We start from the raw sequence: 21,824 nt of genomic DNA, 5'->3' as shown, positions 1-21,824 counted from the left end.
CCGACCGCAACCTGATTCCATTAGCCAAGCCCGGTCAAACGGGCAGATGAAGACTGAACCATGGCCACTATCCACGTAGACGGCAAGACGCTCGAAGTCGATGGTGCAGACAACCTCCTGCAGGCCTGTCTGTCCCTCGGACTCGACATCCCCTACTTCTGCTGGCACCCGGCGCTCGGCAGCGTCGGCGCCTGCCGCCAGTGCGCGGTCAAGCAGTACACCGACGAAAACGACAAGCGCGGCCGCCTGGTCATGTCCTGCATGACCCCCGCCACCGACAACACCTGGATCTCCATCGAGGACGAAGAGGCGAAGCAGTTCCGCGCCAGCGTCGTCGAATGGCTGATGACCAACCACCCGCACGACTGCCCCGTGTGCGAGGAAGGCGGCCATTGCCACCTGCAGGACATGACGGTGATGACCGGCCACAACGAGCGCCGGTACCGCTTCACCAAGCGCACCCACCAGAACCAGCAGCTCGGCCCGTTCATCTCCCACGAGATGAACCGCTGCATCGCCTGCTACCGCTGCGTGCGCTACTACAAGGACTACGCCGGCGGCACCGACCTCGGCGTCTACGGCGCCCACGACAACGTCTACTTCGGGCGGGTCGAGGACGGCACCCTCGAGAGCGAGTTCTCCGGCAACCTGGTCGAGGTCTGCCCGACCGGCGTGTTCACCGACAAGACCCACTCCGAGCGCTACAACCGCAAGTGGGACATGCAATTCGCCCCGAGCATCTGCCACGGCTGCTCCAGCGGCTGCAACATCAGCCCCGGCGAACGCTACGGCGAGATCCGCCGCATCGAGAACCGCTTCAACGGCTCGGTGAACCAGTACTTCCTTTGCGACCGCGGCCGCTTCGGCTATGGCTACGTCAACCGCGAGGATCGCCCGCGCCAGCCGTCGTTCGGCACCCAGAAACTGGGCCTCGACGCCGCCCTGGACAAGGCCGCCGAGCTGCTCAAGGGCAAGCGCGTGATCGGCATCGGCTCACCCCGCGCCAGCCTGGAGTCCAACTTCGCCCTGCGTGAACTGGTGGGCGAAGCCAACTACTACTCCGGCATCGCCGCGGGTGAGCTGGAAAACATCCGCCTGATCCGCGACATCCTGCAGAACGGCCCGCTGCCGGTGCCCACCCTGCGTGACATCGAAAGCCACGACGCCGTGTTCGTGCTCGGTGAAGACCTGACCCAGACCGCCGCGCGCGTCGCCCTGGCCCTGCGCCAGTCGGTCAAGGGCAAGGCCACCGAGATCGCCGCCTCGATGAAGATCCAGGACTGGCACATGGCGGCCGTGCAGAACGTCGCCCAGGACGCGCTGAACCCGCTGTTCATCGCCAGTGTCGCCGAAACCCGCCTCGACGACGTGGCCACCCAGTGTGTACACGCCGCCCCGGCCGACCTCGCCCGCATCGGCTTCGCCGTGGCCCATGCCATCGACCCGAGCGCCCCGGCCGTGGACGGCCTGGACAGCGAGGCCGCCGAGCTGGTCAAGGCCATCGCCGACGCCCTGATCCAAGCCAAGCGTCCGCTGATCGTCTCCGGCTCCTCCCTGGGCGAGAAGGCCCTGATCGAAGCCGCCGCCAACATCGCCAGCGCCCTGAAGAACCGTGAGAAGAACGGTTCCATCAGCCTGGTGGTGCCGGAAGCCAACAGCATGGGCCTCGCCCTGTTTGGCGGCGAATCCCTGGACGCCGCCCTGCAAGCCCTGACCGCCGGCCAGGCCGACGCCGTGGTGGTACTGGAGAACGACCTGTACCGCCGCGCCGAAGCCGCCAAGGTCGACGCCGCGCTGGCCGCCGCCAAGGTGGTGATCGTCGCCGATCACCAGCAGACCGCGACCGTCGAGCGCGCCCATCTGGTACTGCCGGTCGCCAGCTTCGCCGAAGGCGACGGCACCCTGGTCAGCCAGGAAGGCCGCGCCCAGCGCTTCTTCCAGGTCTACGACCCGACCTACTACGACGCCAACATCCTCGTTCGCGAGGGCTGGCGCTGGCTGCACGCCCTGCACAGCACCCTGGAAGGCAAGTCCGTCGACTGGACCCAGCTCGACCAGGTCACCGCCGCCGTCGCCGACAGCAGCAGCCTGCTGGCGTCGATCCGCGACGCCGCGCCCAGTGCCTCGTTCCGCATCAAGGGCCTGAAGCTGGCCCGCGAACCGCACCGCTACAGCGGTCGTACCGCCATGCGCGCCAACATCAGCGTGCACGAGCCGCGCCAGCCGCAGGACAAGGACTCGCCCTTCGCCTTCTCCATGGAAGGCTATGCCGGCAGCGCCGAACCCCGCCAGCAGATCCCCTTCGCCTGGTCCCCGGGCTGGAACTCGCCCCAGGCCTGGAACAAGTTCCAGGACGAAGTCGGTGGCCACCTGCGCGCCGGTGACCCGGGTGTGCGCCTGATCGAGGCCAAGGGCGCCGCCCTGCCCTGGTTCGCCGCCGTCGCTCCGTTCAACCCCGCGCAAGGCACCTGGCAGGTCGTCCCCTTCCATCACCTGTTCGGCAGCGAGGAGAACTCCTCCCGCGCCGCGCCGATCCAGGAACGCATGCCCGAGGCCTATGTCGCCCTGGCCAAGTCCGAGGCGGACCGCCTGGGCGTGAACGACGGCGCCATGCTGTCGCTGCGCGTCAAGGGCCAGGCCCTGCGCCTGCCGCTGCAGGTCCGCGAGGAGCTGGCCGCCGGCCTCGTCGGCCTGCCTGCCGGCCTGCCGGGCATCCCGGGTGCCATCGCCGGTGCCACCGTGACCCTGCTGCAGGAGGCCGCGCAATGAGCTGGCTCACTCCCGAGGTGATCGACGTCATCATCGCGGTGGTCAAGGCCATCGTCATCCTGCTTGCCGTGGTCGTCTGCGGCGCCCTGCTCAGCTTCGTCGAACGACGCCTGCTGGGCTGGTGGCAGGATCGCTACGGCCCCAACCGCGTCGGCCCGTTCGGCATGTTCCAGATCGCCGCCGACATGCTGAAGATGTTCTTCAAGGAAGACTGGACGCCGCCGTTCGCCGACAAGGTGATCTTCACCCTGGCGCCGGTGATCGCCATGAGCGCCCTGCTCATCGCCTTCGCCGTGGTCCCGATCACCCCCACCTGGGGCGTCGCGGACCTGAACATCGGCATCCTGTTCTTCTTCGCCATGGCCGGCATCACCGTGTACGCGGTGCTCTTCGCCGGCTGGTCGAGCAACAACAAGTTCGCCCTGCTCGGCAGCCTGCGCGCCTCGGCCCAGACCGTTTCCTACGAGGTGTTCCTGGCCCTGTCGCTGATGGGCGTGGTCGCCCAGGTCGGCTCGTTCAACCTGCGCGACATCGTCGAATACCAGGCCCAGCACCTGTGGTTCATCATTCCGCAGTTCTTCGGCTTCTGTACCTTCTTCATCGCCGGCGTCGCCGTGACCCACCGTCACCCGTTCGACCAGCCGGAAGCGGAACAGGAACTGGCCGACGGCTACCACATCGAATACGCCGGCATGAAATGGGGCATGTTCTTCGTCGGCGAGTACATCGGCATCGTGCTGGTGTCCGCGCTGCTGGTGACCCTGTTCTTCGGCGGCTGGCACGGTCCCTTCGGCATCCTGCCGCAGATCCCGTTCATCTGGTTCGCCCTGAAGACCGCCTTCTTCATCATGCTGTTCATCCTGCTCCGCGCGTCGATCCCGCGTCCGCGCTATGACCAGGTGATGGCCTTCAGCTGGAAGTTCTGCCTCCCGCTGACCCTGATCAACCTGCTGGTGACCGGCGCCGTCGTGCTGGCCACGGCCCAGTAAGGAGAAAGACCATGATCAAGTACATCTATGACGTGGTGGTCGGCACCTTCACCCAGCTGCGCAGCCTGGTGATGGTGTTCTCCCACGGCTTCCGCAAGCGTGACACCCTGCAATACCCCGAAGAGCCCGTGTACCTGCCGCCGCGCTACCGTGGCCGCATCGTGCTGACCCGCGACCCCGACGGCGAGGAGCGCTGCGTGGCCTGCAACCTGTGCGCCGTGGCCTGCCCGGTCGGCTGCATCTCGCTGCAGAAGGCCGAGACCGAGGACGGTCGCTGGTACCCCGAGTTCTTCCGCATCAACTTCTCCCGCTGCATCTTCTGCGGCCTGTGCGAGGAAGCCTGCCCCACCACCGCGATCCAGCTGACCCCGGATTTCGAGATGGGCGAGTACAAGCGCCAGGACCTGGTCTACGAGAAGGAAGACCTGCTGATCTCGGGCCCCGGCAAGAATCCGGACTACAACTTCTATCGCGTGGCCGGCATGGCCATTGCCGGCAAGCCGAAAGGCGCCGCGCAGAACGAAGCCGAGCCGATCAACGTGAAGAGCCTGCTGCCCTAAGGAGACGTGCGTGGAATTCGCTTTCTATTTCGCTGCAGGCGTCGCGGTCGTGTCCACCCTGCGAGTGGTCACCAACACCAACCCGGTGCATGCGCTGCTCTACCTCATCATTTCCCTGCTGGCCGTCTCGATGTGCTTCTTCGCCCTCGGCGCCCCCTTCGCCGGCGCCCTGGAGATCATCGTCTACGCCGGCGCCATCATGGTGTTGTTCGTCTTCGTGGTGATGATGCTCAACCTCGGCCCGGCCATCGTCGAGCAGGAACGCAAGTGGCTCAAGCCCGGCATCTGGGTCGGCCCTTCGGCGCTGTCCCTGGCCCTGCTGGCCGAACTGCTCTACGTGCTGTTCAGCCAGAGCAGCGGCGCCACCATCGGCCAGACCACGGTAGACGCCAAGGCAGTGGGCATCAGCCTCTTCGGGCCCTACCTGCTGGCCGTCGAACTCGCCTCCATGCTGCTTCTGGCAGCCCTAGTCGCGGCCTACCACCTCGGCCGCCACGAAGCGAAGGAGTAACGCCATGCTGCAAGCAATCCCCCTGGAACATGGCCTTGCCGTCGCCGGCATGCTGTTCGGCCTCGGGCTGGTCGGCCTGATGGTGCGCCGCAACATCCTCTTCGTACTGATGAGCCTGGAAGTGATGATGAACGCCGCCGCCCTGGCCTTCGTCGTCGCCGGTGCCCGCTGGGCGCAGGCCGACGGCCAGATCATGTTCATTCTGGTGATCACCCTCGCAGCCGCCGAGGCCAGCATCGGCCTGGCGATCCTGTTGCAGCTGTATCGCCGCTTCCACACCCTCGATATCGACGCTGCCAGCGAGATGCGCGGATGAACCTTCTATTCCTGACCTTCCTCTTCCCGCTGCTCGGCTGGCTGATCCTGTCGTTCTCCCGCGGGCGCTTCTCCGAAAACACCTCCGCCGTCATCGGCGTGGGCTCCGTAGGCCTCTCCGCACTGACCGCGGCCTGGATCATCTTCCAGTTCAACGTCGCCCCGCCGGAAGGCGGCGTCTACACCCAGGTGCTCTGGCAGTGGATGAACGTCGACGGCTTCGCCCCGAGCTTCACCCTGTACCTGGACGGCCTGTCGCTGACCATGCTGGGCGTGGTCACCGGCGTCGGCTTCCTGATCCACCTGTTCGCCTCCTGGTACATGCGCGGTGAAGAAGGCTATTCGCGCTTCTTCTCCTACACCAACCTGTTCATCACCAGCATGCTGTTCCTGGTGCTCGGCGATAACCTGCTGTTCCTGTACTTCGGCTGGGAAGGCGTGGGCCTGTGCTCCTACCTGCTGATCGGCTTCTATTACAGCAACCCGAACAACGGCAACGCCGCGCTCAAGGCCTTCATCGTCACCCGCATCGGCGACGTGTTCATGGCCATCGGCCTGTTCCTGCTGTTCATGCACCTGGGCACCCTGAACATCCAGGAGCTGATGGTGCTGGCCCCGCAGAAATACGTCGCCGGCGACGCCTGGCTGTGGATCGCCACCCTGATGCTGCTCGGCGGCGCCGTGGGCAAGTCCGCCCAGCTGCCGCTGCAGACCTGGCTGGCCGACGCCATGGCGGGCCCGACCCCGGTTTCCGCACTGATCCACGCGGCCACCATGGTCACCGCGGGCGTCTACCTGATCGCCCGTACCCACGGCCTGTTCCTGCTGACCCCCGAGATCCTCGAACTGGTCGGCATCGTCGGTGGCGTCACCCTGGTACTGGCCGGCTTCGCCGCGCTGGTGCAGACCGACATCAAGCGCATCCTCGCCTACTCCACCATGAGCCAGATCGGCTACATGTTCCTCGCCCTGGGCGTTGGCGCATGGGACGCGGCGATCTTCCACCTGATGACCCACGCCTTCTTCAAGGCCCTGCTGTTCCTCGCCTCCGGTGCGGTGATCAACGCCTGCCACCACGAGCAGAACATCTTCAAGATGGGCGGCCTGTGGAAGAAGCTGCCGCTGGCCTACGCCAGCTTCATCGTCGGCGGCGCGGCCCTGGCGGCCCTGCCCCTGGTCACCGCCGGCTTCTATTCCAAGGACGAGATCCTCTGGGAAGCCTTCGCCAGCGGCCACCAGTGGCTGCTCTACGCAGGCCTGGCCGGTGCCTTCCTGACCTCGATCTACACCTTCCGCCTGATCTTCATCGCCTTCCATGGCGAGGCCAAGACCGAGGCCCATGCCGGCCATGGCGTGGCCCACTGGCTGCCGCTGTCGGTGCTGATCGTGCTGTCCACCTTTGTCGGCGCGCTGATCACCCCGCCGCTGCACGGTGTGCTGCCGCAGAGCGTCGGCCATGCCGGCGGCGAAGCGCAGCACAGCCTGGAGATCGCCTCGGGCGCCATCGCCCTGGCGGGCATCCTCCTAGCCGCCCTGCTCTTCCTCGGCAAGCGTCGCTTCATCAGCGCCGTCGCCCAGAGCGCACCGGGCCGCTTCCTCGGTGCCTGGTGGTACGCCGCCTGGGGCTTCGACTGGGTCTACGACAAGCTGTTCGTCAAACCGTACCTGCTGATCACCCGCCTGCTCGGTCATGACCCGATCGACTCCGGCATCGGCCTGATCCCACGCATCGTGCGGGGCGGTAACGGCCTGCTGAGCAGCAGCCAGACCGGCCAGCTGCGCTGGTACGCAGTATCCCTGGTCGGCGGAGCCGTGCTCGTGCTCGGCGCCGTGTTGCTGACTTGAATCTTCTTAAGGAAACCAGCCCGTCATGATTCTGCCCTGGCTAATCCTGATCCCCTTCATCGGCGGCCTGCTGTGCTGGCAAGGTGAGCGCTTCGGCAACACCCTGCCGCGCTGGATCGCGCTGCTGACCATGTCCCTGCTGTTCGGCCTCGGCCTCTGGCTGTGGGCCACCGGCGACTTCACCCTGGCGCCCTCCCCCGAGGCCGGCCCGGTGTGGGCGCACGAGTTCAAGGTCCAGTGGATCGAGCGTTTCGGCATCACCATCCACCTCGCGATGGATGGCCTGTCGGTCCTGATGGTCACCCTCACCGGCCTGCTGGGCGTGCTGTCCGTGCTCTGCTCCTGGAACGAGATCCAGAACCGCGTCGGCTTCTTCCACCTGAACCTGATGTGGATCCTCGGCGGCGTCGTCGGCGTGTTCCTCGCCGTCGACCTGTTCCTGTTCTTCTTCTTCTGGGAAATGATGCTGGTGCCGATGTACTTCCTCATCGCGCTCTGGGGTCACAGCGGCAGCAAGGGCAAGACCCGCATCACCGCCGCCACCAAGTTCTTCATCTTCACCCAGGCCAGCGGCCTGGTGATGCTGGTGGCCATCCTCAGCCTGGTGTTGATCAACTACAACAACACCGGCGTGATGACCTTCAACTACGCAGACCTGCTCAAGGTCCAGCTCACCCCGACCGCCGAATACCTGCTGATGCTCGGTTTCTTCATCGCCTTCGCGGTGAAATTCCCGGTGGTGCCGTTCCACTCCTGGCTGCCGGACGCCCACGCCCAGGCACCGACCGCCGGTTCCGTGGACCTGGCCGGCATCCTGCTGAAGACCGCCGCCTACGGCCTGATGCGCTTCGCCCTGCCGCTGTTCCCCCATGCATCGGCCGAGTTCGCGCCCATCGCCCACTGGCTCGGCGTGTTAGCCATCATCTACGGCGCCCTGCTCTCCTTCGCGCAGACCGACATCAAGCGCCTGGTGGCCTTCTCCAGCGTCTCCCACATGGGCTTCGTGCTGATCGCCATCTACTCCGGCAGCCAGATCGCCCTGCAGGGCGCGGTGGTGCAGATGATGGCCCACGGCCTTTCCGCCGCGGCGCTGTTCATCCTCTGCGGCCAGCTCTACGAGCGCCTGCACACCCGTGACATGCGCGAGATGGGCGGCATCTGGGGCCGCATGCCCTACCTGCCGGCCATCAGCCTGTTCTTCGCCGCAGCGGCCCTCGGCCTGCCCGGCACCGGCAACTTCGTCGGCGAGTTCCTGATCCTGGTCGGCTCCTTCCAGAAGGCCGCCTGGGTCACCGTCATCGCCGCCACCGGCCTGGTGTTCGGCTCGGTCTACTCGCTGATCATGATTCACCGCGCCTACTTCGGCCCGGCCAAGTCCGACACCCCGCTGCTGGGCCTCAAGCCCCGCGAGCTGACCATGGTGCTCGGCCTCGCCGTCCTGCTGATCCTCCTGGGCGTTTACCCGCAACCGGTGCTGGACACCTCCGCCGCTAGCATGCACGGCGTGCATCAGTGGCTGGATGCAGCCTTCACCCAACTCGCCTCGGCCCGGTAGCTGTTATGGAACATCACGCTGTGGAATTCACGACTCAACACCTGATCGCCCTGCTGCCGCTGCTCGTCGCCTGTGCCACGGTCGTCGTAGTGATGCTGGCGATCGCCTGGAAGCGCAACCACACCCTGACCTTCGGGCTCTCGGTGATCGGCCTCAACCTGGCACTGCTGGCGATCATCCCGGCCCTGGGCGTCACGCCCATCGAGGTCACCCCGCTCCTGAAGATCGACACCTTCGGCTGCTACTACATGGGCCTGGTGCTGGCCTCGACCCTCGCCTGCGTCACCCTGATCCACGCCTACCTGGGCGGCAACACCGGCCAGGGCTACCCGGGCAACCGCGAGGAGATGTACCTGCTGATCCTGCTGTCGGCCTGCGGCGGCCTGGTGCTGGTCACCGCGCAGCACATGGCCGGCCTGTTCATCGGCCTGGAGCTGCTCTCGGTGCCGGTCTACGGCATGGTCGCCTACGCCTTCTTCAACAAGCGTTCGCTGGAAGCCGGCATCAAGTACATGGTGCTCTCGGCCGCCGGTTCCGCCTTCCTGCTGTTCGGCATGGCGCTGCTCTACGCCGACGCCGGCACCCTGAGCTTCACCGGCATCGGCGCGAAGTTCTCCGCCGAAGGCGCGCAGAACATGCTGGTCCACCTGGGCATCGGCATGATGCTGATCGGCCTGGCGTTCAAGCTGTCCCTGGTGCCCTTCCACCTCTGGACCCCGGACGTGTACGAAGGCGCCCCGGCACCGGTCTCGGCCTTCCTGGCCACCGCCAGCAAGGTCGCCGTGTTCGCCGTGCTGCTGCGCCTGTACCAGATCTCCCCGGCCACCGCCGGCGGCTGGCTGAACGACCTGCTGGGCGCCATCGCCATCGCTTCGATCCTGTTCGGCAACCTGCTCGCGCTGGTGCAGAACAACATCAAGCGCCTGCTGGGCTACTCCTCCATCGCCCACTTCGGCTACCTGCTGATCGCCCTGATCGCCAGCAAGGGCATGGCCGTGGAAGCCATCGGCGTCTACCTGGCCACCTACGTGCTGACCAGCCTCGGCGCCTTCGGCGTGGTGACACTGATGTCCACCCCGTACAACGGCCGTGACTGCGACGCCCTGTACGAATACCGCGGCCTGTTCTGGCGCCGCCCGTACCTGACCGCGGTGCTCACCGTGATGATGCTGTCGCTCGCCGGTATCCCGCTCACCGCAGGCTTCATCGGCAAGTTCTTCGTCATCGCCGCCGGCGTCGAGTCGGGCCTGTGGCTGCTGCTGGGCGTGATGGTCCTGGGCAGCGCCATTGGCGTCTTCTACTACCTGCGGGTCATGGTCACCCTGTTCCTGGTGGAGCCCAACCTGCGCCGCCACGACGCCGACCTGCACTGGGCGCAACGCGCCGGCGGCATCATGCTGCTGTTCGTCGCCCTGCTGGCGTTCTTCCTCGGCGTCTACCCGCAGCCGCTGCTGGACCTGGTCCAGCACTCCGGCCTGGTGGCCCTGGCTCACTGAGGCCAGCCGCTGCAATGAAAAACCCGGCCTAGGCCGGGTTTTTTCTTTTCCGGGAGCAGGAAGTGCGCGAGTGCTCCCCTCCCCCGCCGCAGCGGTCAGGGGTTCTTCTTCTCCAGCCAGGCGCCATGGCCCAGCCAGGTCGCCGCGCTCTGGTCCAGCCACTGGCCCGCCGCCGTCGCATGGCGCAGGCGCGAATCGAGAAATGCCAAGGTCACTGCCTGCACATAAGCGGCTTGCCGAGGGTCGAAGTGCTCGCGTATGCCACCGCCGGCGCCAGGCTTGCGGCCGCCATGGCGACCGCCAGGGCCTTCACCTGGGCCACCTCGGCGTCCCTCACCACCGCCCTCATTGAAAGCCGGTGGCCGCGCCATGCCGCCACCCGGCCCGCCACGCTCGCCACCGTGCCCCGGCCCGCCCATCGGGCGTGGCAGTTCGCCCCCCAGCAACGCGTGATCGGCCTCGATCAGGGTCAGCAGGTAGCTGTCGTTCACCTGCAGCCCGCGCCAGAGCACCTGGCGCTGCTGGGGCGAGGGAATCCAGCTGAAGGGGTCTTCGTCGCGGGGCCCGCTGATGCTCAGCACCGGCACGTCGATATGGGTGAAGCGGTCGGTGTCGTAGCTGCTTTCCACATAGGGGCTGAGCAGGATCGCCGCCTTGGGCCTGAGGGCGGAAAGCCGCGCCTGGCCATTGCCACGCTCGCCGGCCAGGGCGGCGGCGGTCTGCGCCCCCAGATCGAAGCCGGCCACCATCCAGTTGTCCCAGTCCACCCCCGCCAGCGCCGGGTCACCCGCCCGGCCGCGTTTCGCCGCCTCGGCCAGTGCCGCCTGGGCCAGGGCGATGCGCTGCCTGAGGGACGCCTGGGAGTAGTTGTCCTGGGCCAGTTTGCGGAAGGCCCCGGCCTGGGCGTCGCCACTGGAATACAGCGCGCGCCCCTGCTGCGGCATCTGGATCGACAGCACCGCATAGCCCGCTTCGGCCCAGGCGCGGCGCCAGAGTTCAGCGGAACGGGCCGACGCCCCCAGCCCCGGCAGGTAGAGGACCAGCGGCGCGGCGCCGTGCTCGCCGGCCGGCGCCAGCCAGCTCACTTCCAGCGTTTGCCCGCCCAGCGTCCAGATGGCATCCCAGCCCTGCACCGGCCCGACCGTCGGCGCGTAGCCGCCCTGGCGCGCCTCCTCAATGGCAGCCACCTGGTCCTGGGGCTTCTCCGGCGGGCTGGAACAGGCCCCCAGCGCCAGGGCGATGGCCAGGTGCAAAGGCAGCAGGGAAAAACGCAAACGACGGGAACGGGGATTGGGCATGGCGATAGCCGACGGAAGACCAGGGAAGGAAGCCGGCATTATCGGCACCGGTGCCGGCAGCGTCGGTCAGCTCAGGGTAAAGACTGGGTAAACCCGCCGATACATGACGCCTGTCCTCGGCATAGAATTTCCCCTTCAGCAAGGATGCCGCCCCATGCACGACACGCCCGACCTGTTGTTCGACCCGCACTTCCTCGATGCCCCGGACGCGCTCTTCCAGCATCTGATGGCCAGCGTCGAGTGGGATACACGGATGCGCGCCCGCCGCACCGCCAGCTATGGCGTCGCCTACAACTACTCGCAGATCGACTACCCCGCCACCCGATTGCCGGATGCCCTCCAGGCCTTGTGCGAGCGGCTGCACCGTCGGCTGGGCTTCCTGCCCAACAACTGCCTGCTCAACCTCTACGAAGACGGCCAATCCTCGATGGGCTTCCATTCCGACGACTGCTCCGAACTGGCCCCGGATACCGGCGTCGCCATCCTCTCGCTCGGCAGCGCACGGCCGATGCATTTCCGCAGCAAGGCGGACCGCCAGCGGGAAGTCACCCGGGAGCTGTTGCCGGGCTCGCTGCTGTACATGGACCAGGCGGTCCAGGCCCAGTGGCTGCACGCCATTCCCCGGGTGGAGACGGCCGGCCCGCGCATCAGCCTGACCTTCCGCCGCATCCTGCGCTGAACGCGGGTCAGGGCAGCCTCACCTGGCGCCGCGTGCTGGCGAACAGGTCCCAACTGGACATGAACAGCGCGGCGATCAGCGGGCCGATGACGAAGCCGTTGAGGCCGAACAGCGACAACCCGCCCAGGGTGGAGAGCAGCACCAGGTAATCGGGCATGCGCGTGTCCTTGCCCACCAGGATGGGGCGCAGCACGTTGTCCACCATGCCGATCACCAGCACCCCGAACACCGCCAGCACCACGCCCTGCCAGGTACTGCCCGAAAGCAGCAGGTAGGCCGCCACCGGCGCCCAGATGATCCCCGAGCCCACCGCCGGCAACAGCGAGAGAAACGCCATGATCACGCCCCAGAGCAGCGCGCTGGGGATGTCCAGCACCCAGAAGATCAGCCCGCCCAGGGTGCCCTGCAGCGCCGCCACCACCACGTTGCCCTTGACCGTGGCACGGACCACGCGGGTGAACTTGATCTGCAAGCGGCGCTTGTGGTTGTCCCCCAGGGGCACCGCCGTGCGGATGCCACGGACGATATCCAGGCCATCGCGCAGGAAGAAGAACAGCAGGTAGAGCATGAGGAAGAAGCCGATCACCACCTGGAAGGTGTCCTGCCCGATGGAGAACGCCTGGGTGGCGATGAACTGGCTGCCCTGCATGGCGCCGCTGACGATGCGGTCGCGCAAGCCGTCGAAGTCGTTGAGGCCGAAGCGGTCGAGCTGGTGCTGGAGGGATTCGGGCAGCACCTCGCGAACCCGCGCGACATAGGAGCCGACGTCCAGCTCGCCGGAATCCAGCCGCTGGTAGAGATCGGCACCCTGCTGCACCAGCAAGGCGGCGATGAGGAACACCGGCAGGATCGCCACCAGCAGGCAGACGCCCAGGGAAATCAGCGCCGACAGGTTGCCGCGCCCGCCCATCCTCAGGGCCAGCCGTCGTTGCAGGGGGCTGAACACCACCGCCAGCACCACCGCCCAGAACACCGCGCCGTAGAACGGCAGGAGAATCCAGCCGAAGGCCAGGGTCACCAGGACCAGCAGCAGGATCAGCGAACGGATTTCGAGGGGGTAGCGGGATTCGGACATGGAGCGGACGCCATCAGGGAGAGTTCCTGATTAGTCCGCCGCGAAGCGGGCAAAGTGCGAAGACTTTACGGGGTGGCGTGTAGCCCGGGCTTCAGCCCGGGGAGGCGAACCGCATAAGGATTCGCCCCCACGGACGGCAACCGGATCAGATGCGGAACTGGCGCACCAGCGCCCCCAGGCGCTCGCCGAGGGCCGCCAGGCTGCGGGCGGTCTGGGCGCCCTGCTGGGTTTCGTCGGCGACGCTGTCAACGGCGACGGCGATCTGGTGCACGCTGCGGTTGATCTCCTCGGCCACGGCGGTCTGCTCCTCGGCGGCGCTGGCGATCTGCGCGTTCATCGCATTGATGGTGCCGATCAGCTGGGCGATGGCGTCCAGCGAGGAGCCGGCCTGGTTGGCCTGTTCGCTGGTGATCTCGCCGGCATCGCTGGAGCGGCGCATGGAGGTCACCGCCTCCTGGGTGCCCTGCTGCAGGCGGTCGATCATGCCCTGGATTTCCTGGGTGCTCTGCTGGGTGCGGCTGGCCAGCGCGCGCACCTCGTCGGCGACCACGGCGAAGCCGCGCCCCGCCTCGCCGGCCCGTGCGGCCTCGATGGCGGCGTTGAGCGCCAGCAGGTTGGTCTGTTCGGCGATGGAGCGGATCACCCCCAGCACGCTGACGATGGACTGCACGTCCTGCTGCAGGCTGTCCAGGGATGCACCGCTCTCGCGGATATCGCCCACCAGCGCATGGATGCGGGTGATGCTGCCGTCCACCACCTTCTTCGCCGCCTGGCCTTCCTGGTCGGTCTGCTGGGCGGCCTCGGCGGCCCCCTGGGCGCTCTTGGCCACTTCGTGGGCGGCGGCGGACATCTCGTTGATCGCCGTGGCCACCTGGTCGGTCTCGTGGCGCTGGCGCTCCATGGCCTGCTCGGAGCGGTGGGCCTGGGCCGACACCTCCCCCACCAGGCCGGTGAGCTGGCCGGTCATGTCGACGATCTGGCGCACCAGGCCGTGGATCTTCTCGACGAAGCGGTTGAAGGAACCGGCCAGTTCGCCCAGTTCGTCATGGCTGTCGGCCGGCAAACGGCGCGTCAGGTCGCCTTCACCGGCGGCGATGTCGTCCAGGTTGGCCTTGATCTGCTGCAGGGGACGCAGGAAGGCGTTGCTCAGCGCGGTGCCGATGATGCCGAACACCACCAGCAGGATCGCGGCGATCACCGCGATGCTGGTGAGGATGGTGCTGATGCGCGCGTCGATCGCCTCCTGCACCACCGCCACCTGGGCCTCCACGCCATCGAGGTTCACCGCGGTGCCGAGCGCCATGTCCCACTTGGGCAGGTAGTAGGTGTAGCCGAGCTTGGGCACCTGCACGCTCTCGTTGCCCGGCAGGGGCGAGCTGTAGAACACGTAGTGGCTGTCATCCTTGGCGACCCGGACCAGCTCGTCGTTGACAGGCACGCCGTTGACGTCCTTGCGGCCCGAGAAGCTCTTGCCCACGTCCACCGGGCTGTCGCCGCGGAACAGGCGGATCACCTGCGAATCGTAGGCGAAGAAGTAGCTGTCCTTGCCGTACTTGATCTTCTTGAGGATCTCGATGGCCTTGTCGCGGGTGGCCATATCGTTGGCCGGGGACGCGTCATAGAGGGTCTGGACCGAGCCCAGGGCGATCTGCATGTAGTGCTGCAGCTCCTGGCGGCTCTCCTGGATCAGCCGTTCGCGGGTTTCCTTCACCTCGCCTTCCGCCAGGTCGAGCAGCACCTTGGCGGCGGCGCCACTGAGCACGAGGGCGAAGAGGATCACCGGCGCGAGCGCCAGCAGCAGGACCTTGGATTTGAGTGTCAGGCGCATATTTCCATTCCTTGAAGGGAGGCAGGCCGGGAAAACGAAACGGGATCGACCGCTTATCGGCAGCCCCGTGAATAGCTGTAGCACCCGGCCGACACCGACGTTCGGCCGGATGGCACGGGGGCTGTCAGAGAAGCATGGCCGCCGCCCAGCCGAATGCCAGTAGCGGCAGGTTGTAATGCAGGAAAGTGGGGACGACCGTGTCCCAGATATGGTCGTGCTGGCCGTCGACATTGAGGCCGGCCGTCGGGCCCAGGGTCGAGTCCGAGGCGGGCGAACCGGCGTCCCCGAGGGCCCCGGCGGTGCCGACGATGGACACGATGGCCAGCGGGCTGAAGCCCAGCTGCATGCCCAGCGGCACGAAGATCGCCGCGATGATCGGCACCGTGGAGAAGGAAGAGCCGATGCCCATGGTCACCAGCAGGCCCACCAGCAGCATCAGCAGCGCACCCAGGGCCTGGCTGTTGCCGATCAGCGCGGCGGAGGCCTCCACCAGGCTGGTCACCTGGCCGGTGGCGCGCATCACTTCGGCGAAACCGGCGGCGGCGATCATGATGAAGCCGATCATGGCCATCATCTTCATGCCCTGGGTGAACAGGTCGTCGACCTCGTTCCAGCGCACCACGCCCGACAACGAGAACACCAGGAAGCCCACCAGCGCACCGACGATCATCGAGTCCAGCCACAGTTGCACCACGAAGGCGACGACGATGGCCAGGCCGGCCACCGCCAGGCTGCGTCGGTCGTACCTGGCCTCCACCTGCTCGGCGCGGGCGATCAGCGCCAGGTCGTAGGTGCGCTTGCGGCGGTAGCTGACGAACACGGCCAGGAACAGGCCGGCCACCATGCCCAGCGCCGGTATCACCATCGCCTCGGTGACGTTCACACCGGTAACGTCGACGCCACTTTTCGCCACGTTGGCCAGCAGGATCTCGTTGAGGAAGATGTTGCCGAACCCCACCGGCAGGAACATGTAGGGGGTGACCAGGCCGAAAGTGATCACGCAGGCCACCAGGCGCCGGTCGATCTGCAGGCGCGTCAGCACGTACAGCAGCGGCGGCACCAGCAGCGGGATGAAGGCGATGTGGATCGGCAGGATGTTCTGCGAGGAGATGGCCACGCCCAGCAACAGGGCGATGAGGCCCCATTTCAGCGCAGCGCCGCCCGCATCCCCGCCACGCTCGACCCGCCCGACGACGCTGTCGGCGAGCGCGTGGGCCAGCCCGGAGCGGGCGATGGCCACGGCGAAAGCCCCCAGCAGCGCGTAGGACAGGGCGACGGTCGCGCCACCACCGAGGCCTTTGTTGAAGGCATCCAGCGTGCCCTGCACGCCCAGGCCGCCGAGCAGGCCGCCCGCCAGCGCGCCGATCACCAGGGCCATCACCACGTGCACCCGGCACAGGCTCAGCACCAGCATGATGGCGACAGCTACAATCACTGCATTCATCCGCTTCTCTCCCGCCTTGCGGTGTCCCGCAAAAAAAGCCGCGTACTCTGCCGAATGAGCGGGCGGGTGTCAAAAGAAACGCCGTGCGAAATACTGGACGCCCTGTGCATAATATTTGCATCCAGATTCGCCGCTCCCATGCATTCCGTATGGAGCCGCATCGCCATGGCAGGCGCATCAAGTTTTTCCCTGCCGCGCCGATAGCGGCTTGCAGTCCGACGAGATAGAAGGAAAGCCCCATGCCGTTCAGTCGCCTGTCCATTCAGTGGAAGATCACCCTGCTCGCCGGCCTCTGCCTGCTGGCCATCGTGACCCTCCTGGTCGGTGCCTCGCTCTACCAGTCCAAGCGCAGCGCCGAGCTGGTGAAGTCCGCGAGTTCGCAGATGCTCGACCAGAGCGCACGCCAGCGCATGCAGGCCCGTGGCGAGCTGCAGGCCCTGCGCATCCAGCGCTACTTCATGGACACCTACCAGTACGGCAAGGGCTTCTCGCGCCAGGTGCTGTTCCTCAAGGACCAGGCCGAGAAGCGCTTCCTCGACGCCTTCGACCTGCGCGAGGACATGACCCGCCAGGTGAAGACCAGCCTGGAGGCCAACCCCAACCTGCTCGGCCTCTACCTGGTGTTCGAGCCCAACGCCCTGGACGGCAAGGACGAGCTGTTCATCGACCAGGCCGAGCTGGGCAGCAACGACAAGGGGCGCTTCTCGCTCTACTGGTCGCAGGCCACCCCCGGCAAGCTGGAGTCCGAATCCATGACCGAGGAGCTGCTCGGCGACAGCAGCCCCATGGCCAGCGGCATGCCCTACAACACCTGGTACACCTGCCCGCTGAAGACCCGCGATTCCTGCGTGCTGGAGCCCTACTACGACGACGTCGGCGGCAAGAAGGTGCTGATGACCAGCATCGCCTTCCCCCTGGAGCTGAACGGCAAGGTGATCGGTGTCATGGGCCTGGACATCAGCCTGGACAGCCTCCAGCAGCTCAGCATCGATGGCAGCAAGGACCTTTACGACGGCCAGGGCCAGGTCAGCATCATCAGCCCCACCGGGCTGCTCGCCGGCCACAGCCGCGACGCCTCGCAGCTCAGCTTCAAGCTGGACAAGGCCTTCGGTACCGACGCCAGCGAGATCGCCTCGGTGGTCACGGCCGGCAAATCCGCCGAAATCGACCACGATGGCGTCCTGCGCGTCATTCAGCCGTTCAAGCCGATCCCCACCAGCGCCGCCTGGAGCGTGCTGCTGGAAGTGCCGGACAAGGTCCTGCTGGGCCCGGCCCTGAAGCTCGAGGCGCAACTCGATGAGCAGAGCGCCTCCAGCAGCCTGGTGGCCACCCTGATCGGCCTCGCCGCCGCCGTGATCGGCCTGCTGCTGGTGTGGCTCACCGCCCTGGGCGTGACCCGGCCCATCCTCGGGGTGGCCGCCATGCTGAAGAACATCGCCAGCGGCGAAGGCGACCTCACCCGCCGCCTGGACTATGCGCGCCAGGACGAACTGGGCGAACTGGCCGGCTGGTTCAACCGCTTCCTCGACAAGCTGCAACCGATCATCGCCGACGTTAAGCGCTCGGTGCAGGACGCCCGCAGCACGGCCGACCAGTCCGCCGCCATCGCCAGCCAGACCAGCGCCGGCATGCAGCAGCAGTACCGCGAGGTGGACCAGGTCGCCACCGCCTCCCACGAGATGAGCGCCACTGCCCAGGACGTCGCCCGCAGCGCCGCCCAGGCCGCCGAAGCCGCACGCGGCGCCGACCACGCCACCCGCGAGGGCCTTGGGGTGATCGGCAAGACCACCAGCGCCATCGAGCAACTGGCCAGCGAGATGAGCGCCGCCATGGAGGAGGTCCAGGGCCTGGCCAGCAGCAGCGAGCAGATCGGCTCGGTACTGGAGGTGATCCGCGCCATCGCCGAGCAGACCAACTTGCTGGCCCTCAACGCCGCCATCGAGGCGGCCCGCGCCGGTGAGGCCGGGCGCGGCTTCGCCGTGGTCGCCGACGAGGTACGCAACCTCGCCAAGCGCACCCAGGACTCGGTGGAGGAAATCCGCCAGGTGATCGAAGGCCTGCAGAACGGCACCCGCGAAGTGGTCGGCTCCATGCACAGCAGCCACCGCCAGGCCCAGGGCAGCGTCGAGCAGGTCGAACACGCGGTCGCCGCCCTGCAGCGCATCGGCGACGCGGTGGCGGTGATCACCGACATGAACCTGCAGATCGCCAGCGCCGCCGAGGAGCAGAGCGCGGTGGCCGAGGAGATCAACCGCAACGTCGCCGCCATCCGCGACGTCACCGAATCCCTCTCCGGCCAGGCCCAGGAATCCGCCCAGGTCAGCCAGGCGCTCAACCGCCTGGCCAACCACCAGCAGGGGCTGATGGACCAGTTCCGCGCCTGATGCGCAGCAGTGGACGCCCGCGCCAGGGCGTCCACCGCGCCCTGACACCATTTGCCCGCCCCACTGACGCGCCGGTGCTTGTCCGCCGTTTCGCCGCCAGCTAGCCTGCGTCATCCCTCAGCAAGGAAACCCGAGATGCTCAACTACGCCATAGTCGCCGGCTCCAGCCGTGCCAACAGCCAGTCCGGCAAGGTCGCCCGCTTCATTCGCCAGCGCCTGGTGGAACTGCAACTGGCCAGCGAAGCCCACACCAGCGTCATCGACCTGGGCGCCCAGCCGCTGCCCCTGTGGCCGGCCGAAGACACGGGGCCCTGGCCCGAATTCCAGCAGCAGCTGAAGGCCGCCGACGCGGTGATCGTCATCGCCCCCGAGTGGAACGGCATGGCCTGCCCGGCGATCAAGAACTTCTTCATCTATGCCAGCAAGGCGGAACTGGCGCACAAGCCGGGCCTGCTGGTGGGCGTGTCCTCCGGCATCGGCGGCGGCTACCCGATCAGCGAGCTGCGCGCCTCCAGCTACAAGAACTGCCGCCTCTGCTACCTGCCCGAGCACCTGATCGTGCGCGGCGTGGAGAAGGTGCTCAACGGCGCCGAAGTGACCGGTGAAGACGACCAGCGCATCCGCGCACGCATGGACTACGACCTAGACATCCTGGCCAAGTACGCCAGCGCGCTGAAACCCGTCCGCGAAACCATCGACCTGAGCATCCCGGCCTTCGCCAACGGCATGTAACTGCCCCGCCCCGCGCCAGTCGGCGCGGGGCTCCCGCTTCCAACCGCTGCGCCCCGGCAGGGTGGACGACGCGTCACCCGGCCACCACTGCGCTCCCATCACGCAGGTGTCCCCATGAGCCGCCCGCGCTGCGCTCGGCGCCAACCGGCGGTGCCCGGCTTACAACGAGAACGCCCGCTGCACCACCTCGCCGCGCGGATCATCGCTGGGCGCGACCAGGGCGTAGTTGTAGCCATCGCGTGACCAGTAGCGCGCCTGGAGCTCGCCATCGCGACGGTTGCCGGCGGGCATCTCGGCATAGAGCGAGCCCGGCGAGCGCAGGTACAGGCTGATGCGCTGCCCGCCCACATCCTCGAACAGCAGGATGGCCGCGACGCCCTGCTCGTTGGTCAGCAGGCGCCCGCCCACGGGGTGGAAACCGTAGGGCGCGAGGTCGGGGATGCGCGAGGCATGGCTGAAGCGCTGGTCCAGCCAGGCCTGCAACTGCCCCGGATCACGAGCGGCGACGTCGACCACGCCGGCCTGCCCGGTGGCGAACAGGCGGTGGGCCTCCAGGGCGTCCTGCATCGGCGGGTTCTCCGCCAGCAACGTGCGGTCGCGGGCCTGCCAGCCACCCAGGCCGCCGAAGCCCAGGGCCAGCACCAGCGCGGCGGCCGTGGCCAGGCGCTGGCGCCGACGCGCACGCAGGGAGCGGCGGATGGCCAGCGGGTCCAGCGCCGGGTTGGTCGGGCGCGCTTCCAGGTTGGCAAGGCCGGCCCGCAGCTGCTGGGCATCACGGCGCCAGGCCTCCACGCGCGCGCGCGCCTCGGGGTCGTTCGCCAGCCAGGCTTCCACCCAGGCCCGCTGGCCTGCGTCCAGCTGGCCGTCCAGGTAGGCGTGCAGGTCGTTCTCACTGGGTTCCAGGCGATTCATTTGAGTATCCGTAGCGGTGGGTTGGCGATTTCGCCCTCGGCCAGCTCGCGCAGGGCCTTGCGCGCCCGGGACAGGCGGGACATCACGGTGCCGATGGGTACGTCCAGGGCCACGGCGGCCTCCTTGTAGCTCAGGCCCTCGACGCTCACCAGCACCAGCAGCGCACGCTGCTCGGCCGGCAGCCTGGCGAAGGCTTCCAGGGTGGACTGCGCCATCACCAGTTCCTCGGTGGAGGGGGCTTCGGCCGGCGCCGCGCCGAAGAACTCGAGGATGCGCGCATAGCGCCGTGCACGCCGCTGGCCGTCGAGGAACTTGCGGTAGAGGATCGCGAACAGCCAGGCACGCAGGCTGCCATCGGTACGCGGCCCGGCGCGGCCGTCCAGCGCCCGCTCCAGGGTCGCCTGCACCAGGTCGTCGGCGCTGGCGGGGTTGCGCGTCAGCCACAGGGCGAAGCGGCGCAGGCGCTGCAACAGCTCGCGTAGTTCGTCGTCATCGATGTCGTGCATGGGTGGCGCGGCTCGTCGTGGATCGGGTGCAGGAAGACGCCCGGGAAACGACTTTATTCCAGGTGCCGGGAATAAATCTCCATCCCGTTCGTCCCACAGGCTCGACGACCCGATCGCTCACCCTGGAGCCACCGATGAGCCAACCCCCGCTTTCCCCCTCCCAGACCCTGGGCCGCCTGGCGCTGATAGGCCTCGGCCTGGCCACGCTGGCCGGCACCTTCGCCTATGTCGCCGGCTGGATCGGCCCGCAGCGCCTGACCCCGCAACGCATCATCGATACCTTCGAGGCCAACGCCGGCAGCTACCCCGGCTACCGCAAGAACCACGCGAAGGGCCTCTGCATCAGCGGCCACTTCGCCAGCAACGGCGCGGCCGCCGGCCTTTCCCGCGCCGAGGTGTTCGCCCCGGGCGACGTGCCGGTGGTCGGGCGCCTGGCCATCGGCGGCAGCAACCCCTACGCGCCCGATGCCAGCGTGCCGGTGCGCAGCCTGGCGCTGCAGCTGCGCACGGCCAGCGGCCAGGAATGGCGCACCGGCATGAACACGCCACCGGTGCTGCCGGTGTCCACCATCGAGGGCTTCTTCGAGCAGGTGCTGGCCTCCAAACCCGATCCGGCCACCGGCAAGCCGGACCCGGCGCGCCTGCAGGCCTTCTTCGCCGCCCACCCGGAAAGCGCCGCCTTCCGCCAGTGGGCCAAGGACAACAAGCCCTCCAACAGCTTCGCCAACGCCACCTATAACAGCATCAACGCCTTCCGCCTGGTGGACGGCGACGGCAAGGGTCGCTACGTGCGCTGGGCCATGGAGCCGGAGACGCCCTACCAGCCGCTGGCCGGCGAGGCGGACGACAAGGACTTCCTCGCCCACGACCTGCTCCAGCGCCTGCAACGGGGGCCGCTGCGCTGGCACCTGGTGCTGACCCTGGCC

18 protein-coding genes and 1 pseudogene are annotated in these 21,824 nt (G+C 67.5%); 13 read left to right on the top strand and 6 right to left on the bottom strand.

Annotated elements, in window-relative coordinates; all coding sequences use genetic code 11:
• The first annotated feature begins 60 nt into the window (after positions 1–60).
• The 8 genes from nuoG to nuoN are packed head-to-tail and all read left to right on the top strand — an operon-like array spanning position 61 to position 10,040.
• Complete coding sequence (gene nuoG, locus DMX10_RS16755; protein ID WP_111262125.1) at positions 61–2,769, top strand: NADH-quinone oxidoreductase subunit NuoG; 2,709 nt, start codon at positions 61–63, stop codon at positions 2,767–2,769.
• A complete protein-coding gene (gene nuoH, locus DMX10_RS16750; RefSeq protein WP_111262124.1) occupies positions 2,766–3,758 on the top strand; it encodes an NADH-quinone oxidoreductase subunit NuoH in 993 nt (330 codons plus the stop codon). Before nuoG ends, nuoH begins: the two co-directional genes overlap by 4 nt.
• A gap of 11 nt (positions 3,759–3,769) precedes the next feature.
• Positions 3,770–4,318, top strand: coding sequence for an NADH-quinone oxidoreductase subunit NuoI (nuoI, locus tag DMX10_RS16745; protein ID WP_021219042.1), 549 nt, complete (start codon positions 3,770–3,772; stop codon positions 4,316–4,318).
• 10 nt (positions 4,319–4,328) lie between these two features.
• Positions 4,329–4,829, top strand: coding sequence for an NADH-quinone oxidoreductase subunit J (nuoJ, locus tag DMX10_RS16740; RefSeq protein ID WP_021219043.1), 501 nt, complete (start codon positions 4,329–4,331; stop codon positions 4,827–4,829).
• 7 nt (positions 4,830–4,836) lie between these two features.
• The gene (nuoK, locus tag DMX10_RS16735; RefSeq protein ID WP_031287559.1) at positions 4,837–5,145 is read left to right on the top strand and encodes an NADH-quinone oxidoreductase subunit NuoK; all 309 of its coding nucleotides are present in this window, start codon (positions 4,837–4,839) and stop codon (positions 5,143–5,145) included.
• The gene (nuoL, locus tag DMX10_RS16730) at positions 5,142–6,989 is read left to right on the top strand and encodes an NADH-quinone oxidoreductase subunit L (protein ID WP_111262123.1); all 1,848 of its coding nucleotides are present in this window, start codon (positions 5,142–5,144) and stop codon (positions 6,987–6,989) included. The genes nuoK and nuoL overlap by 4 nt, the downstream gene beginning before the upstream one ends.
• A 25-nt stretch (positions 6,990–7,014) precedes the next feature.
• Positions 7,015–8,544: an NADH-quinone oxidoreductase subunit M gene (gene nuoM / locus DMX10_RS16725; protein ID WP_111262122.1), complete on the top strand. Its 1,530-nt coding sequence runs from the start codon at positions 7,015–7,017 to the stop codon at positions 8,542–8,544.
• A gap of 20 nt (positions 8,545–8,564) precedes the next feature.
• Positions 8,565–10,040, top strand: coding sequence for an NADH-quinone oxidoreductase subunit NuoN (gene nuoN / locus DMX10_RS16720; protein WP_111262121.1), 1,476 nt, complete (start codon positions 8,565–8,567; stop codon positions 10,038–10,040).
• A 95-nt stretch (positions 10,041–10,135) separates the two neighbouring features.
• On the opposite strand, the gene DMX10_RS16715 is transcribed toward nuoN, so the two are convergent.
• The gene (locus DMX10_RS16715) at positions 10,136–11,338 is read right to left on the bottom strand and encodes an alpha/beta hydrolase (RefSeq protein WP_146603019.1); all 1,203 of its coding nucleotides are present in this window, start codon (positions 11,336–11,338) and stop codon (positions 10,136–10,138) included.
• 154 nt (positions 11,339–11,492) lie between these two features.
• On the opposite strand from DMX10_RS16715, the gene DMX10_RS16710 reads away from it, so the two are divergent.
• A complete protein-coding gene (locus DMX10_RS16710; RefSeq protein WP_111262119.1) occupies positions 11,493–12,017 on the top strand; it encodes an alpha-ketoglutarate-dependent dioxygenase AlkB in 525 nt (174 codons plus the stop codon).
• A gap of 7 nt (positions 12,018–12,024) precedes the next feature.
• On the opposite strand, the gene DMX10_RS16705 is transcribed toward DMX10_RS16710, so the two are convergent.
• From DMX10_RS16705 to DMX10_RS16695, 3 genes are all read right to left on the bottom strand, one after another.
• Positions 12,025–13,092, bottom strand: coding sequence for an AI-2E family transporter (locus DMX10_RS16705; RefSeq protein ID WP_111262118.1), 1,068 nt, complete (start codon positions 13,090–13,092; stop codon positions 12,025–12,027).
• Positions 13,093–13,237: 145 nt separating this feature from the next.
• Positions 13,238–14,920 carry a methyl-accepting chemotaxis protein gene (locus DMX10_RS16700; protein ID WP_111262117.1) on the bottom strand — a complete coding sequence of 561 codons (1,683 nt, stop codon included), beginning with the start codon at positions 14,918–14,920 and terminating at the stop codon, positions 13,238–13,240.
• A 124-nt stretch (positions 14,921–15,044) separates the two neighbouring features.
• Positions 15,045–16,364 (bottom strand): Na+/H+ antiporter family protein, encoded by a 1,320-nt coding sequence (locus tag DMX10_RS16695; RefSeq protein ID WP_111262116.1) that lies wholly within the window; start codon positions 16,362–16,364, stop codon positions 15,045–15,047.
• A 239-nt stretch (positions 16,365–16,603) separates the two neighbouring features.
• Between DMX10_RS16695 and DMX10_RS33640 the strand changes: the two are divergent.
• The 3 genes and pseudogenes from DMX10_RS33640 to DMX10_RS16685 all read left to right on the top strand — a co-directional run.
• Positions 16,604–17,842: pseudogene (locus tag DMX10_RS33640) on the top strand (chemotaxis protein); the annotation flags it as partial.
• Between the two features lie 150 nt (positions 17,843–17,992).
• Positions 17,993–18,748, top strand: a complete 756-nt coding sequence (locus tag DMX10_RS33635; RefSeq protein WP_371921701.1) for a methyl-accepting chemotaxis protein — start codon at positions 17,993–17,995, stop codon at positions 18,746–18,748.
• A gap of 135 nt (positions 18,749–18,883) precedes the next feature.
• Positions 18,884–19,480 (top strand): NADPH-dependent FMN reductase, encoded by a 597-nt coding sequence (locus DMX10_RS16685; RefSeq protein ID WP_111262114.1) that lies wholly within the window; start codon positions 18,884–18,886, stop codon positions 19,478–19,480.
• Between the two features lie 159 nt (positions 19,481–19,639).
• Here the strand turns inward: DMX10_RS16685 and DMX10_RS16680 are convergent, their stop codons facing one another.
• Positions 19,640–20,392, bottom strand: a complete 753-nt coding sequence (locus tag DMX10_RS16680) for an anti-sigma factor (RefSeq protein ID WP_111262113.1) — start codon at positions 20,390–20,392, stop codon at positions 19,640–19,642.
• Positions 20,389–20,898: a sigma-70 family RNA polymerase sigma factor gene (locus tag DMX10_RS16675; RefSeq protein ID WP_111262112.1), complete on the bottom strand. Its 510-nt coding sequence runs from the start codon at positions 20,896–20,898 to the stop codon at positions 20,389–20,391. The genes DMX10_RS16680 and DMX10_RS16675 overlap by 4 nt, the downstream gene beginning before the upstream one ends.
• A 134-nt stretch (positions 20,899–21,032) precedes the next feature.
• Here DMX10_RS16675 and DMX10_RS16670 point away from each other — a divergent pair.
• The coding region (locus DMX10_RS16670; protein WP_111262111.1) for a catalase family peroxidase at positions 21,033–21,824 on the top strand (792 nt) is incomplete at its 3' end.

Source organism: Pseudomonas sp. 57B-090624, assembly GCF_003234055.1.
GTDB classification, from domain to species: domain Bacteria; phylum Pseudomonadota; class Gammaproteobacteria; order Pseudomonadales; family Pseudomonadaceae; genus Metapseudomonas; species Metapseudomonas tohonis.
The sequence above is the reverse complement of the archived record's forward strand: the minus strand, read 5'-3'. Positions and strand labels throughout refer to the sequence as shown.